At 41.4% G+C, this 14882-nt stretch carries 12 protein-coding genes; 3 read left to right on the top strand and 9 right to left on the bottom strand.

What is annotated here, in order from left to right:
- Positions 1 to 13: 13 nt before the first annotated feature.
- The 5 genes from GVX98_RS14880 to GVX98_RS14860 form a co-directional block, all read right to left on the bottom strand.
- Positions 14 to 934: a capsular polysaccharide synthesis protein gene (locus GVX98_RS14880; RefSeq protein ID WP_004983572.1), complete on the bottom strand. Its 921-nt coding sequence runs from the start codon at positions 932 to 934 to the stop codon at positions 14 to 16.
- A gap of 11 nt (positions 935 to 945) precedes the next feature.
- Positions 946 to 1164: a hypothetical protein gene (locus GVX98_RS14875; RefSeq protein WP_004983573.1), complete on the bottom strand. Its 219-nt coding sequence runs from the start codon at positions 1162 to 1164 to the stop codon at positions 946 to 948.
- A gap of 152 nt (positions 1165 to 1316) precedes the next feature.
- Positions 1317 to 2201 carry a lysophospholipid acyltransferase family protein gene (locus GVX98_RS14870; RefSeq protein WP_159128510.1) on the bottom strand — a complete coding sequence of 295 codons (885 nt, stop codon included), beginning with the start codon at positions 2199 to 2201 and terminating at the stop codon, positions 1317 to 1319.
- Positions 2202 to 2521: 320 nt separating this feature from the next.
- Positions 2522 to 4306 carry an aspartate--tRNA ligase gene (gene aspS / locus GVX98_RS14865; protein WP_004697728.1) on the bottom strand — a complete coding sequence of 595 codons (1785 nt, stop codon included), beginning with the start codon at positions 4304 to 4306 and terminating at the stop codon, positions 2522 to 2524.
- Positions 4307 to 4457: 151 nt separating this feature from the next.
- Positions 4458 to 5222, bottom strand: coding sequence for a DUF4184 family protein (locus tag GVX98_RS14860; protein ID WP_159128509.1), 765 nt, complete (start codon positions 5220 to 5222; stop codon positions 4458 to 4460).
- A 138-nt stretch (positions 5223 to 5360) separates the two neighbouring features.
- Here GVX98_RS14860 and znuD point away from each other — a divergent pair, with 138 nt between their 5' ends.
- Both znuD and GVX98_RS14850 read left to right on the top strand, forming a co-directional pair.
- The gene (znuD, locus tag GVX98_RS14855; RefSeq protein ID WP_159128508.1) at positions 5361 to 7436 is read left to right on the top strand and encodes a zinc piracy TonB-dependent receptor ZnuD; all 2076 of its coding nucleotides are present in this window, start codon (positions 5361 to 5363) and stop codon (positions 7434 to 7436) included.
- A gap of 164 nt (positions 7437 to 7600) precedes the next feature.
- On the top strand, positions 7601 to 9064 hold the full coding sequence (locus GVX98_RS14850) for a phospholipase D family protein (protein ID WP_159128507.1): 1464 nt from the start codon (positions 7601 to 7603) through the stop codon (positions 9062 to 9064).
- Between the two features lie 119 nt (positions 9065 to 9183).
- Here GVX98_RS14850 and GVX98_RS14845 read toward each other — a convergent pair whose 3' ends face one another.
- Positions 9184 to 9636 carry a hypothetical protein gene (locus GVX98_RS14845; protein ID WP_159128506.1) on the bottom strand — a complete coding sequence of 151 codons (453 nt, stop codon included), beginning with the start codon at positions 9634 to 9636 and terminating at the stop codon, positions 9184 to 9186.
- A gap of 193 nt (positions 9637 to 9829) precedes the next feature.
- Here GVX98_RS14845 and GVX98_RS14840 point away from each other — a divergent pair, with 193 nt between their 5' ends.
- Positions 9830 to 10285, top strand: coding sequence for an RcnB family protein (locus tag GVX98_RS14840; protein WP_005401677.1), 456 nt, complete (start codon positions 9830 to 9832; stop codon positions 10283 to 10285).
- A gap of 70 nt (positions 10286 to 10355) precedes the next feature.
- Here GVX98_RS14840 and GVX98_RS14835 read toward each other — a convergent pair whose 3' ends face one another.
- From GVX98_RS14835 to GVX98_RS14825, 3 genes are all read right to left on the bottom strand, one after another.
- Positions 10356 to 10853 carry a phosphate-starvation-inducible protein PsiE gene (locus GVX98_RS14835; RefSeq protein ID WP_004983586.1) on the bottom strand — a complete coding sequence of 166 codons (498 nt, stop codon included), beginning with the start codon at positions 10851 to 10853 and terminating at the stop codon, positions 10356 to 10358.
- Positions 10854 to 10993: 140 nt separating this feature from the next.
- Positions 10994 to 12775, bottom strand: a complete 1782-nt coding sequence (locus GVX98_RS14830; protein ID WP_159128505.1) for an acyl-CoA dehydrogenase C-terminal domain-containing protein — start codon at positions 12773 to 12775, stop codon at positions 10994 to 10996.
- Between the two features lie 197 nt (positions 12776 to 12972).
- The gene (locus GVX98_RS14825; protein ID WP_004983590.1) at positions 12973 to 14775 is read right to left on the bottom strand and encodes an acyl-CoA dehydrogenase C-terminal domain-containing protein; all 1803 of its coding nucleotides are present in this window, start codon (positions 14773 to 14775) and stop codon (positions 12973 to 12975) included.
- Positions 14776 to 14882 lie beyond the last annotated feature (107 nt).

Raw genomic sequence — 14882 nt, 5'->3', positions numbered from 1 at the left:
TTTCAGAGAGTATTTAGAAATACTCTCTGAAATAAGTTTTTTGCTTATTTGCTTTTTCGGCCTTAAATTTATAGGTTAATTTATATATTTTATATATATCCTTTTCTAACTTGGAACTATCAATTTGATTAATCTCTTTAAATAAAATGCTATTTAAAAGATGGCGATTGTCACCATATTGAGGTAGTTTTTTAAGATTCTCTTGGAAAGATTGTATATTTCGATATAAAAGTTCGAAATAATAGTCGATTAAAAAGTAATCTACAAGTTGATTGTTATTTTTCCAATATTCGAAAAATAAGTCTTTAAATAGCAAAGCAATGAAATCATTTTTACCAAATTTTATAAAATTACCAGCCCAACGACCTTTTGATATTGAGTAGGTAGGAAAAATAGCGCTAGTTAAGCTAAAAAAAGAATGATTTGTTACGTATTTGGGAAGTGGTGACAGGGTTAAATATGTTGAATCAATCCATATACCCCCATGCGTTGCTAACAAGGTAAATCTTAATATATCCGAGAGTTGTGTATAAGAGATGATACCTTTTTTAAATTTTTCTTCAATGTAAGAAGGTAAATCAATAAAATCTTTATAATTATCTAATGTTACTATTTTAATCGTGTATTCATCTTGATTAAATTGCTTTAGATTCCAGATACACTTTTGTACCAGAGCAGGAGCTTGATCTTCTCCCTGAAACCAGCATACCCAAATAATATTAGTGATGCTTGGGTTATTATTTATTAATAGTTTCTCTTTGTACGTTTCTAATGTATCGAGATGTAATTTTTGTAATTCCTGAACAATTAAATCTGTTTTTTTCTGGAATAAAAAGTTTGAAAATCTTCTCAAAAAATAATGCTTTTTTGAAATTTTAAACAATTTATTGATCAATTGAACTTGTCTAAATATTTTTGGCGAAATTGTTTGCATATATTTAGAACCTATTCCTTATCCGCATTTCCTTTCAGGACCATATAAATTAAGCCAACAAAAATGACAAAAGCACCTGCAAGGCTACTTACACAGAAAAAGACAATGCGGTCATAGGTTGTTAAATTGAATAATTGATTGTCTAGAATATAGCGCATGAAAAACCATTGTACGATTGCAAACACAATTAGCACAATACCACGACGACGGACTTCAGGGCGCATAGCCATTTGGTTGCTCACAACTTATCTAAAATAGTGCGCTATTATGCCACTGCTGAGAATTGATCTCAAATGAATAAAAGTATTCTATTCAGGCCTTTAGCAAATAGCATAAATTATTGCTTTCGAACTGCTTGAGATCATGTGCGAGTTTGTGGAGCCTACATTGGTGGCTGTATCCGATAAGCATTGATATTGCCATAACAATTTCTAAAACGTTTATAGGACCAAATATACTGTTCAGGTGCTTGGTTAATTATGTCTTGCATGGCAAGATTTAAACTGTCCACCGACAGCTGTAGATCTGTCGATAAAATATCTTGAGATAGCTCAGTACAGTACACATCAAAACCTGCTGCGTCAGTATTACGAATACAACTTAATCCGATCACATTGCATTGTGTTTTTGCCGCCATTTTAGAGACCAGTGTCGTGGACAAAGTATTCTGCTGGAAAAAATATGAATAAATACCGCCACTAGGTTTTGGCAGATGATCCGGTAAAATCACCGTCAGCCCACCTTGTTTTAAGTGTCTGAAGATACTGCGGATACCCGTTTCATCGGTGGGAACTAGTGTGGCATTAAACTTTTGACGTGCAGCTAGAATATAGCGGTTAATCCCTTTAATTTTATAGGGTTTATACATAATCATTGGTTGCGTATAGACATTTAACCATGCATTTAACAGCTCCCAACAACCAAAATGCGGAATGACCACAATCACGCCTTTTTTATTGGCTAAAGCCTCGGTTAGAACAGATTCACCATGAATGTTTTTCAATAAATCTAGGTTGTATTGTGGAGGCATTCCCCAACATTTTAAAAATTCAATATAGGTCTGACATTGGCTTTGAATACTGAGATGAACGCGTTTCTGGAGTGTTATTGGGTCGAGTTCAGGGTAGGCCAACTGCAGATTAATGGTGGTGATACGCTTAATTGAAGAGTCACTAAAGTAAAGTAGGTGCGCAATTCCGCGTGCGATGTATTGTAAAAAGGACAATGGAAAAAGTGAGATGATTTTAAGTAGATAATAAATAGCCATATTTTGACTCAGAAATCTTTTTAAAAGATGAGATGAGAGAAAATTTTGCAAAGAGACTTAAAAATCTAAGATAGATAAAATCAAAAAAAGATGAGTGTCTTAAGAACAAAATAAATGAATAAATCAACAGAATGATTTAGTGCAAGAACTGCTGCAATAAAATATAGACTATCGTGAATCACTGTAAGGGGGATAGATCAAAAGTTCAAAAGAAATTTTGGAAAATTTGAAGCGAAAATAATATCTATTGAATGGATGGTCTGGTCTTGAATGAAAAAAACCCTGCGCATGGCAGGGTTTCTTTAATCAAAATCTAAAGATTATTTGGTTTCTTCAGCTTTTGGTTTTTCACGTAAGCGAATACCTAAATCACGTAGTTGATTTGATTCAACTGGTGCAGGTGCTTGCGTTAATGGACATTCAGCAGTTTTCGTTTTCGGGAATGCAATTACATCACGAATAGACGCACCACCCGTCATGAGCATGACTAAACGGTCTAGACCGAATGCTAAACCACCATGCGGAGGAGCACCGTAACGTAATGCGTTGAGTAAGAAGCTGAATTTTTCTTCAGCTTCTTCTTCGCCAATACCTAATGCTTCAAAAATTGCTTTTTGCATTTCTAGGTTATGAATACGTAGTGAACCACCACCAATTTCAGTACCGTTTAACACCATGTCATAAGCCACAGAAAGTGCAGCACCTGGGTTATTTTTCACATCTTCAACGCTTGATTTAGGCAGTGTGAATGGGTGGTGAACAGAGGTCCATTTGCCATCATCTGTTTCTTCAAACATTGGGAAGTCTACCACCCAAAGCGGTGCCCACTCGCAAGTTGACATTTTTAAGTCATGACCGACTTTAATACGTAAAGCCCCCATGGCATCGTTCACAACTTTAGCTTTGTCTGCGCCGAAGAACACGATATCGCCATTTTCTGCGCCAACACGTTTCAAGAGATCAAGCACGATTGGCTCGATGAATTTCACGATTGGAGACTGTAAGCCTTCGATGCCTTTTTCAAGCTCGTTCACTTTAATGTACGCTAAACCTTTTGCACCGTAGATGCCGACAAATTTCGTGTATTCATCAATTTGGCTACGTGGTAGTGAACCTGCACCCGGAACACGTAATGCAACGATACGACCCTTAGGATCTTTCGCTGGACCTGCGAATACTTTGAATTCAACTTCTTGCATTAGGTCTGCGACGTCAACCAATTTCAAAGGAATACGTAAATCTGGTTTGTCCGATGCATAGTCACGCATAGCATCTGTATAGGTCATGCGTGGGAATTTATCGAATTGAACGTCAAGAAGTTCTTTGAACATCTTAACCGTCAACGTTTCCATTAAATCCATGATGTCATCGTCACTCATGAACGATGTTTCAACGTCGATTTGGGTGAATTCAGGCTGACGGTCTGCACGTAAGTCTTCATCACGGAAACATTTTGCGATTTGGTAGTAACGATCGATACCACCGACCATCAACAATTGTTTGAATAATTGTGGTGATTGTGGAAGTGCATAGAAGCTACCGTTAGATACACGGCTTGGCACTAAGTAGTCACGCGCACCTTCAGGCGTTGCACGGGTTAAAATCGGAGTTTCAACGTCTAAGAAACCATTGTCTTCGAAATAGTTACGAATTAGGTTGGTTAGCTTAGAACGGAAACGTAAACGATCTAACATTTCAGGACGACGGATGTCCAAGAAACGGTATTTCAAACGAATTTCTTCAGAGATATTGGTGTTGTCGTCATTCAATGGGAACGGCGGAGTTTCTGATGCAGCAAGAACTTCGATTTCTTTACCTAAAACTTCGATTTGACCGCTCACCATATTGGCATTTTCTGTGCCTGCATAGCGGCGACGTACACGACCTGTAATTTTTAATACGAATTCTGAACGTACTTTGTCTGCAGTTGCGAATGCTTCAGGAGTGTCTGGGTCAATAACCACTTGCACAAGACCATCACGGTCACGCATATCAAGGAAGATGACACCACCGTGGTCACGGCGACGGTGTACCCAACCGCAGAGGGTTACTGTTTCATCAATTTGAGTTTCGGTTAAAGAACCGCAGTAATGAGTTCGCATCATGGCGTTAAAAATCCAACTATATGGCTAAAGGTAGCGAATACGTAAACAGCGTACCGCCAGAAATAAAGGTAGGATTATGCCTCTTTGGACATTGACTCTCAAGGTATAGCTTAAAAAAGGCATGAAATAGCATTTAAGCGTTGGTCTAAATTCAGCCTAAACGATAGTCTCGATCTAAAAATAAAAACAGAATGCAGCCAAAGATTAAAATCAGTAAAGCGACTTGGCTAAACTCATTAATACTTCGCCCTGTAAAATAATACAGGTCTGACTGCCAAACTTGCGTGGGAATATAACGTGCATAGTCCCAAACACTGACGAAACCGCCTAAAAGGCTCAGTATGAACAGTCCAATTGCAAAGCGTTTGATTTTTAAACTCACTGGAAAATGTTGCTGATAGGTTTGGTAATAGCGCCAACCCATCCACGCCAACAAGGGCAAAGCCAGTGCCGATGTGCCAATTTGTAAAATGCGGTGTAGCGGATAGCCGTGCCCTAACAAAGAGATCTCTTGGCTTAAAAATGCATGTCCAAACAAGGTGCGGAAGTCAGCATGGGTGAGTCCGTCCCATAACAGATGCGTTGCTGTACCCAGCAGGATCGCGAGAATAACGGCCACAGAAAATTTAAAAAAACGTAGCATACTGCTCAGCCTTAACTCATGCTGAATACCTAAAAAACGATAAAAAAAGGGCCGCAATAGCGCGTACCACAAAACACAAAAACTGAGTCCAATCCAAAGATCGGGGTGAATCAGTGAAGTCCAGTAGTGGGTAGTATTTGAATTGGCTTGTGTAAACAGTCGATAAAGATCGGGGGTCATACTACCAATAGCAATGGCAGCAATGGGTAATCGGTCACCACTGAGTTTGGCTAGAGGAGGCGCGAGAACAGCATGTGAAATGGTAAAGGGCATTGATCTGTTGGCGTTGGCATCGACTTAGATGGATAGGGCAGTTTATCTTTTTTCTACCATTGGAATGTTTTTTATTGCAATGAATTTGAAATGTTATATTATAACAATATTCAAAAATTGTACGCTTGAGTGAGTTCCATGGCTTTCCATAAAAATTTGATAACGCTCTCTATTTTGGCGGTGGTTGCACCTGCCGTTTTTGCAGATGACACAACAACACAACAACTTGAAACGTTGACCAGCCAAGCGCATCCACTCGTTCAGACCGCTGCTGATTTTGCAGTCGCCGATCAGGTTATCGAGCAAAAAAGCTTAAAAGAACGTGCACCGACCATCGGGGATGCTTTGGCCGATGAGCTAGGCGTATATTCAAATCAATATGGTTCAGGTTCAAGTCGACCCGTGATTCGAGGTCAAGATGGCCCACGCGTGAAAGTTTTACAACATGCTTCAGAAACTGCTGATGTCTCGACTTTATCGCCAGACCATGCCGTGACGGTCGATCCGATTTTGGCCAAGCAAATTGAAATCATCCGTGGCCCTTCAACCCTGTTATATAGTGCAGGTACCGTGGGCGGTTTGGTCAATGTCACCGATCAAAAAATTCCAACCAGCATGCCTGAAAAAGGTTTAGAAGGTACGGCTGGATTACGCTACAACTCTGGCAGTGATGAAAAGTTGGCCAGTGCTGGGGCAACGGTTGCTTTGGGCAGTCAGTTTGCTCTGCGGGTTGAAGGTTCAAAGCGTGAAGCGAATGACTATATTGCGCCGAACTATTTCCATGAACATGAGGGTGAACTCGAAAAAGAACGTCGTGTTGGAAATACCTTTGCCAAAGGTGAAACCGTTAGTGTTGGTGGTTCATGGATTGGTGAGCGTGGTTTTGCGGGTATCGCCTATACGAACCGTCAAGATCAGTACGGTTTACCTGGGCATAGCCATGAATATGAGAGCTGTCATCCGCATGAAGACCATTTGCACTGTGACGGAAGCGATAATCATGGACATACGGATGAACATGATCACTCAGGACACGACCATGCACATGACGAACATGAGACAGGGCCTTGGGTTGACTTAAAGTCGGAGCGTTATGACTTCCGTACAGAAATTTTAAATCCGATTGCAGGGTTTGAGAAGTTACGTGCCCATGCCAGTTATACCGACTACCAACATGATGAAATTGAAGGCGATAGTGTTGCAACTACCTTTAAAAGTAAAGGTTATGATGCACGTCTAGAAATGGTGCATCAGCCGATTGCAGATTGGGAAGGTGTGGTTGGCGTACAGTACAATCAACAAAAATTAGATATCACGGGTGAAGAGTCTATTTTAGAACCGACCAAGACGCAAAAGTGGAGCGTATTTGGTTTAGAACATAAACAGTGGAATGACTTCCATTTTGAGTTAGGGGCGCGTGTCGATCAGCAGACGATTGATATTGAGTCAGATCGAAAAGACTATGATGATTATGCCGTGTCCTATTCGGGTGCTGTGAATTGGATGTTTGCACCGAACTATAAACTGTCTTTGGTCGGGTCACATCAAGAGCGTTTACCTTTGGCACAAGAGCTTTATGCTGATGGTAAGCATCTTGCAACCAATACCTATGAGCGTGGCAATGAAAATCTCGATGTCGAAAAGTCCAATAACCTAGAGTTAGGTTTCCATTACGATACGGATAAAATTGATTATCACGTTCATGTTTACCACAACTGGTATGACAACTACATTTATGCTCAAACCGCAGACCGATACGAAAACTTCCGCCTAGTAGACTACACCCAAGACAAAGCGCGTTTTTATGGGACTGAAGCAGAAGCGTCTTATGCCATCAATGATGTATATAAAATGAGTGTCTTTGGTGATTATGTACGTGGCAAAATTGACAATGAAAATGCGCCACGGGTGCCTGCTGGCCGTTTAGGAACAAAAGTGAATGCTAACTTTAGTGACACGTGGTCAGGAACGGCAGAGTACTACCATGTGTTTGAGCAAGATCGAATTGCAAGCTATGAGACCGAAACCGAGGGCTATAACATGGTGAATTTGGGCTTGGCGTATAATGGTCAGTATATGCAGGGTAATGATTATCGCGTGTATTTCAAAGCCAATAACCTCTTAGATGAGACGGTTTATTCGCATACCTCTTTCTTATCGACCATTCCACAAGTTGGGCGTAACTTCACAGTTGGACTGGACTTTAGTTTCTAAGTGCTATTTCAAGCCTCAACCCAACCTTTTCCGTAAAGAGGAGGTGCTCCCTCTTCTTAAAGGAGAGGGTTAGGGAGAGGTTGCCAAAACATTGACAACAGAAATCCTCTTGAAAAATCAAACAATAAAACCTAGTCTGAGTATATTGGATTAGGTTTTTTGTTATGCGTATCTTTCGAAAATTACATCAAAAGCTCAATTGGACATCGACCCGTTATGTCGGTGTCGTGGTGGGTTTATTGGCTCTGACTTATTTAACCTCCGCAGTTTACCATAGCGTTAAACCACTGCCTGATGGGCTGGACTATACGGGCAAGTTACGTCATGCCGATGTCAAATTTATTGCAGATCAAACCTATATCGATGCACAAGGCAAGCAGCAACAAGATCATCATATTTTCAACGCAGTGTTTAAACTAATTGAAGATGCACAAACCACGATTGTGTTGGATATGTTCTTGTTTAACGATGAAGTGGGAACATCTCAAGCATCACAACGGGCGTTGACTCGTCAGCTGACCGATGCGTTGATTGTCAAGCGAAGCTTACATCCGAATATTGAAATCAAAGTCATCACCGACCCGATTAACTCGGTGTATGGCGGGCTATTACCTGAGCATTACCGTAAATTGCGTCAGGCAGGTGTGGATGTGATTGAAACCGATTTACGTCCGCTACGTGCTTCTAACCCTATTTGGTCAGGTTTTTGGTATATCTGTTGTCAAAATGCAGGCAATAATCCCGACGGCGGTTGGTTAAGAAACCCGTTTGGGGATGAAAAAATTACCCTACGTAGTTATTTAAACTTATTTAACTTTAAAGCCAATCATCGCAAAACATTGGTGGTCGATACCGCGGAAGGTTGGAAAACCTTGGTCACATCTGCGAATCCGCATGATGGCAGTTCGCGACATTCCAATGTGGCGCTGTTGGTGACAGGCAATACCGCAATTGATGTCTTGAAAACAGAGCAAACTGTGGCTCACATGTCTCAGGGCGATGTACCGATGGTGATTTTGGGCGAAATTGTAGGAAATCCATCGCAGCCTCAGGTACAGGTGCTGACGGAAAAAGCAATCCTAGATGCAACACTCAACTTGTTGAATACGGCAAAAGCTAATGACCAGATTGATTTGGCGATGTTCTATTTGTCTGAGCGTCAAATTATCAATGCTTTAAAAGATGCGCAGAACCGCGGCGTTAAACTTCGGATTTTACTCGACCCCAATAAAGATGCATTTGGTCGTCAAAAGAATGGAATTCCTAATCGTCAAGTTGCGTCTGAGCTTAACGATGCTGGTATTACAGTGCGGTGGTGTAATACTCAAGGAGAGCAGTGCCATAGCAAAATGATTTTAAAACGCCATGCGCAAGAAGCAGAGCTTATTTTAGGTTCTGCGAATTTTACCGCACGGAATTTGAAGAATTATAACTTGGAGACCAATTTACGTGTGATCGGCCAGTCTAATGCAGCGGTGTTTACAGATGCACAGCAATATTTTGATGGGGCATGGTCGAACTTAAATGGTCGTCAAATGAGTGTGGGCTATGAGCAATATAAAGATGAGTCAAAACTCAAATATGGGCTATACCGTTTTATGGAGTGGAGTGGTTTGTCGACGTTTTAATTTCGAATTTTTTTACCATTTCTTGCCGTTTCATGAAAAGCGGCACTTCTCTTATATTGTGCAAGATGAAAAGTCCCTCTTTTTAAAGAGGGACTTAGGGAGATTTAATTTTTAAGATTTTACTGCTCAGGATTTGGCGGGATGATTTGATCCAAATCTTTATCGCTCATGTTATCGAGTTCATGTAGATCGGTTTTGATTTTCCATTTTTCGGCATTTTCCACTGGACTCGGTAGGCGTGCTTCTAACCAGTCACAAATGACATCAGGTGGAAAGTCAGGATGGTTACACTGAATAACCCATGCCAAGAATTGCTTGGCTTCACCATTCATATATGGCGGCGGGGAAACAGGTAGAAACTGCGTCGGTAGGCGCTCATTTTTAGAAATATAGTTCAGTACATGTCCAAGCTCTTGTACCGTTTGCCATGCCAAAGAATGATCTACATCAATTTGAAACTTAAACCACCATGCACTTTTTCCATCTGTGCCATAAGCATCAATCAGATTTTTTTGAATACTGGGCACTTTTGCAAAATATTCATAGAGTCGATCAAAACTTAATTCAGCCACGATTGTTCATCCAATACATTTATAAACAAAGATTAAGTATAAACTGAAAACTCATGCATTTTTTGCTTTTCAAAGAAATCCTGCTTCAAACCTTATAGTGGTGATAACGACCAGTGATCTAAAATTGATGGTTTGTACATTTTTTATCCATAAAATGGGTTTAAAATAATAATATTCACCTCAGTGGAGGAAGATGATGAAATATTTAAAAATAATCTATGGAATAAGTTTACTCAGCTTATTTCCTGCACTGAGTTCTGCTCAACCAGCGACGCGTTATTATGGAAAACCGCTGACTTCGCAAACCCAGCGTTTCCCAACCTATGCTGGGCCGTATCAAGGTGCAATGCCCAGACCTACATCACCGCCTCAAATTGAGCCCCCTCATCACAGACCACCTCCGCATCATCCACCACATGGCGGATATCCGATGCGACCAGGTGTGAGTATTATTTACCGAGCCCCCAGCTATTCAACCTATAGTCAGGAAACCAATAGCTATGTGTATGGGGATGGCGACTCTAGTATTGAAAGCCGTGATTATGTGTTGATTACCGATTGGCGACGTTTGGGACTGCCAGACCCACCTGAAGGCATGCACTGGATCTATGAAAATGGACGCTACGCTTTAGAACCTGATTCAAAATAAGTGAATCTTTGCTTGATACAGAAAACCCTCGCTTGTTTAGACGGAGGGTTTTTTAGTGGTCAATAAAGAATTAAGCGAGCTCATCGTCTTGTGGGCGTGGTGTTTTCCCTTCAGGTAAAGGCTTGTCGGCATGTTTATCCCGAATTACTGAAGGATAATTCCACGATGCATAACGCACCACCAAGATTGCAATCGCCATAATTAAAATTGAACCCGTAATAATCACCAAATCCATATCCGCTTTGTGGTCATGCTGGATATCGGAAATTAAAAGACGGGTGAGGGCGGTGATGGCGATATAAATTAAAAAGCGGACAGGCATGTGGTTGGTTTTAAAATAGATACCAACCATTGCACCCAGTTCTAAGTAGATGAATAACAGTAAAATATCATCAATTGAGGCATATTGTTTAATGGTCAGGATCTCATAAACGGTATGTCCTGCCGACCAAATCACCATACAGCCAATAATAAATAAAGCCACATAGTGAAAACTTTCTACTGCAGTATTGCCCAGTTTATCGAGGAGGGTTTCTATTTTCTCTATTTTAGGGTCACGGTTAGTCATGGCTGCCTCCTGATATGTTGATGGTGGTTTATTGCATCATAAGCAAATTTCATGCACATGACGTATAAAAGCAAAAATAAAGCTGAGCCATAAAAAAACGCCTGACAAAGCAGGCGTTTTTTTATTCAGTCTTTAAGCGATTAAGCTTGGCTGGTGAAGTAGTCTTCAGAGAAGTTCATGATGACTTCTGCACCTGCTTTTACTTTTGCAATACGTAAGTCGATTTCAGGCAAAATGCGTTGAGCAAAATAAGCTGCAAGCGCCAGTTTGTTTTGATAAAAGTCACCATCTTTGGTTTTTGCAGCATTGGCAATTCTTGCAAACATATAGGCAAAGCTGAGTAGGCCGACTGCATGTAAGTAATCTACTGCTGCAGCATTCGGGAACTCTGCACTTTCAGCAGCACGCTCAAGAACATACTTGGTCACTTCTTCCACTTCAGTTGCTGCATCGAGTGTTGCATCTTTAATGAAGTTTAGGTCAGCGTCTAAGCCGTTAGCAAAGTCACGGATTTCAGTAATGTAGTCTGCGATGAAAGCACCACCGCATTTAATGGTTTTACGACCGATTAAATCTTGAGACTGAACGCCGTTGGTGCCTTCATAGATTTGTGCAATACGTAAGTCACGTACACATTGCTCCATGCCCCATTCACGAATATAGCCATGACCACCGAAGACCATTTGTGAATCAATTACTGCGTTAAATGCAGTATCTGTTAAATACGCTTTTGCAATAGGGGTTAATAAGGCAACACGGTCATTGGCTGCTTTCACAGCTTCAGGGTCTGTTGAGAACTTGGTGATATCGAGTTGTTGACCGACATATACTGCAAAGGCACGAGATGCTTCGTTGTTCGCACGTGCATTCAGCAACATACGACGCACATCACCATGCACAAGAATGCTGTCTGCAGGTTTAGCAGGCGATTGCACACCAGAAGCGCTACGACCTTGTAGACGGTCTGTTGCGTACTGTGCCGCATTTTGGTAAGCAAATTCAGATGCGCCTAACCCTTGAATACCCATCGACAGACGTTCGTAGTTCATCATCACGAACATTGCCGCAAGGCCTTCATTTTCTTTACCGACCAAGTAACCTTTGGCACCGTCAAAGTTCATTACACAAGTTGCAGACGCTTTGATCCCCATTTTGTGTTCAATTGAACCTGGACCTGCCGCATTACGCTCGCCTACAGAACCATCTGCATTCACTAGGAATTTAGGCACGATGAAGAGTGAAATACCACGTGAACCCGCAGGTGCATCAGGAGTTTTTGCCAAAACTAAGTGAATGATGTTTTCAGCTAAGTCGTGGTCACCGCCAGTAATAAAGATTTTGGTCCCTGTAATGTTATAGGTACCGTCTTCGTTACGTTCAGCTTTAGTTTTGATAATGCCTAAATCTGTACCTGCATGTGGCTCAGTTAAACACATGGTCCCAGACCATTCGCCTGAGTAAATTTTAGGTAAATAGGTTTCTTTTTGTTCTTGCGATGCATAGCTGTTTAGCGCCATACCCGCGCCGACAGAAAGAAGTGGGTAGAGCATGAATGATGGGTTGGTTGCGAACAGCATTTCATCTGCTAGAACTGTCAGCATTTTAGGCATGCCTTGACCGCCCCATTCTTCATCAGCCGCTAAGCCAATCCAACCGCCTTCAGCATATTGCTTAAACGCTTCTTTAAAACCAGCAGGTGTAGTCACTGCTCCATTGCTAAATGTTGCACCTTCTTCATCACCTGTACGGTTTAAAGGCAGGGTTACGTTCTGCGCAAATTTAGCCATTTCCTCGAGGATCGCTTCAGCCGTCGCACTGTCTACATGAGCTAGATTTTCATTAGACTGCCAGAACTGATCTGCATTGAAAACGTCATTGAGGATAAACTTCATATCCGCAAGTGGGGCATTATAAATTGGCATGTTCGTTCACCTGTTTATTGTTTGAATCTCTGTAGACTTAGGACAGCTTAATTAACAACGCAGAGTGTTGTTAAATGACCCAAGCGAAATAACGCTCTATTTATAAAGAAAAAGGACCGCCAAAGCTATGACTGTCCTTTTTCATTTCTGTACTCAAGAGTACAACTATTTCGAATATCGAATTAGTTATTAATTACTTAGAATGCAAAGTGCTCTGCATCTAATGCGAGTAATGGTTCTACGCCACCAGCAATCACATCAACGTGTGAGCGAACACGTGGAAGAATCTTCTTGAAGTAGAAACGAGCTGTCGTTACTTTCGCATTATAGAAGTCAACGTCAGTTGTACCTGCAGCCAATGTTTCTTGAGCCACAAGTGCCATACGTGCCCATAGGTAAGCAAGCGTTACATAACCAGAGAAGTATAGGTAATCGACCGCAGCTGCACCCACTTCATCTGGGTTTTGCATTGCTTTCATACCAATTTGCATGGTTAAGTCGCCCCACTCTTTGTTTAGAGCAGCAAGAGGTTCAACAAACTCTTTCATTGCAGCATTGTCTTTGTTTGCTTCAACAAATTTGTGAATAATCTTAGTGAAGTCTTTCAACATTGCACCTTGAGTACCCAAAACTTTACGACCTAACAAGTCAAGCGCTTGGATTTCAGTTGTCCCTTCGTATAAACACGCAATACGTGTATCACGAACGATTTGTTCCATACCATGCTCTGAAATAAAGCCGTGACCACCAAACACTTGAACGCCGTGTTTTGCAGATTCAGAACCTGTTTCAGTCAAGAATGCTTTTGCAATTGGAGTAAGCAGTGACAAGATGTTGTCAGAAGATTTACGCTCTTCTTCAGTTGCACCTTGCTCAACTACGTCCGCATGTAGAGACAATAAGTAAACCAGTGCACGACCACCTTCAGCAAATGCTTTTTGAGTTAACAGCATGTTACGAACAGCAGGGTGAACAATAATTGGATCGGCTTCTTTTTCTGGTGCTTTAGGACCTGTCAAAGAACGCATTGCTAAACGGTCTTTCGCATAGGTTAATGCACCTTGGAATGCGCCTTCAGATGCTGCCAGACCTTGTACAGCCGTACCAATACGTGCAGTGTTCATGAAAGTGAACATGCAGTTTAAGCCACGGTTTTCAGGGCCAATCAGGAAACCTTTTGCATTGTCAAAGTTGATCACGCAAGTTGAGTTACCATGGATCCCCATTTTGTGTTCGATAGAACCACAACGCACGGCGTTACGCTCACCCACAGTACCGTCTGCGTTTAAGTTAAACTTCGGCACGATGAATAAAGAAATACCTTTGGTGCCTTTAGGTGCGCCAGGAAGACGAGCAAGTACAATGTGAACAATGTTCTCAGCCATGTCATGTTCACCCGCTGAGATAAAGATTTTCTCACCAGTGATTGCATAGCTACCGTCAGCTTGTGGCTCAGCTTTAGTACGGATAATACCCAAGTCAGAACCTGCATGAGATTCTGTCAAGCACATCGTACCTGTCCAAACACCTGAAACAAGGTTTGGTAAGTAAGCATCTTTTTGTTCAGCTGAACCGTGATGTTCTAAAGTACGAACTGCACCATGAGAAAGACCTGGGTACATACCCCATGCCCAGTTTGCAGTACCGACCATTTCTGAAATCACGTTACCCAAAGAAACAGGTAATGCTTGACCGCCATATTGCTCTTCAGCAGAAAGAGACGGGAAGCCAAGTTCGATATATTTTTGATACGCTTCTTTAAAGCCAGTTGGAGTTGTAACAACGCCATCATTCCAAGTACAACCTTCGCGGTCGCCGCTTTGGTTGATTGGAGACAATTCGTTTTCACAGAAATCTGCAGCAGCTTCTAAATATTGGTCAACCAATTCACGGCTTACGGTTTCCTGAAATGCAGGCAATTTAGAATAGTGTTCTTCTGCATTCAATAGCTCATGCAGTACGAATTGCATATCACGTAAGGGCGCTTTGTATTGTGGCATATCGGTTTCCTCAATACTGGTTTAACCAGCTTATAATCCTAATAAACATAAAAACGTGTCTTCTTTGACACGGATTGGAATAACTTAATCGTGCAACATCTTCTAAT

It is taken from the genome of Acinetobacter sp. 8I-beige (genome assembly GCF_902505955.1).
GTDB classification, from domain to species: domain Bacteria; phylum Pseudomonadota; class Gammaproteobacteria; order Pseudomonadales; family Moraxellaceae; genus Acinetobacter; species Acinetobacter johnsonii.
The sequence above is the reverse complement of the archived record's forward strand: the minus strand, read 5'-3'. Positions and strand labels throughout refer to the sequence as shown.

Excerpts from the sequence above, each read along its gene's own strand:
- GVX98_RS14835 (WP_004983586.1), bottom strand. The coding sequence starts at position 10,853 with ATGACTAACCGTGACCCTAAAATAGAGAAAATAGAAACCCTCCTCGAT.
- GVX98_RS14875 (WP_004983573.1), bottom strand. The coding sequence starts at position 1,164 with ATGGCTATGCGCCCTGAAGTCCGTCGTCGTGGTATTGTGCTAATTGTG.
- aspS (WP_004697728.1), bottom strand. The coding sequence starts at position 4,306 with ATGATGCGAACTCATTACTGCGGTTCTTTAACCGAAACTCAAATTGAT.
- GVX98_RS14830 (WP_159128505.1), bottom strand. The coding sequence starts at position 12,775 with ATGCCAATTTATAATGCCCCACTTGCGGATATGAAGTTTATCCTCAAT.
- GVX98_RS14860 (WP_159128509.1), bottom strand. The coding sequence starts at position 5,222 with ATGCCCTTTACCATTTCACATGCTGTTCTCGCGCCTCCTCTAGCCAAA.
- GVX98_RS14880 (WP_004983572.1), bottom strand. The coding sequence starts at position 934 with ATGCAAACAATTTCGCCAAAAATATTTAGACAAGTTCAATTGATCAAT.
- GVX98_RS14840 (WP_005401677.1), top strand. The coding sequence starts at position 9,830 with ATGATGAAATATTTAAAAATAATCTATGGAATAAGTTTACTCAGCTTA.
- GVX98_RS14850 (WP_159128507.1), top strand. The coding sequence starts at position 7,601 with ATGCGTATCTTTCGAAAATTACATCAAAAGCTCAATTGGACATCGACC.
- znuD (WP_159128508.1), top strand. The coding sequence starts at position 5,361 with ATGGCTTTCCATAAAAATTTGATAACGCTCTCTATTTTGGCGGTGGTT.
- GVX98_RS14825 (WP_004983590.1), bottom strand. The coding sequence starts at position 14,775 with ATGCCACAATACAAAGCGCCCTTACGTGATATGCAATTCGTACTGCAT.
- GVX98_RS14870 (WP_159128510.1), bottom strand. The coding sequence starts at position 2,201 with ATGGCTATTTATTATCTACTTAAAATCATCTCACTTTTTCCATTGTCC.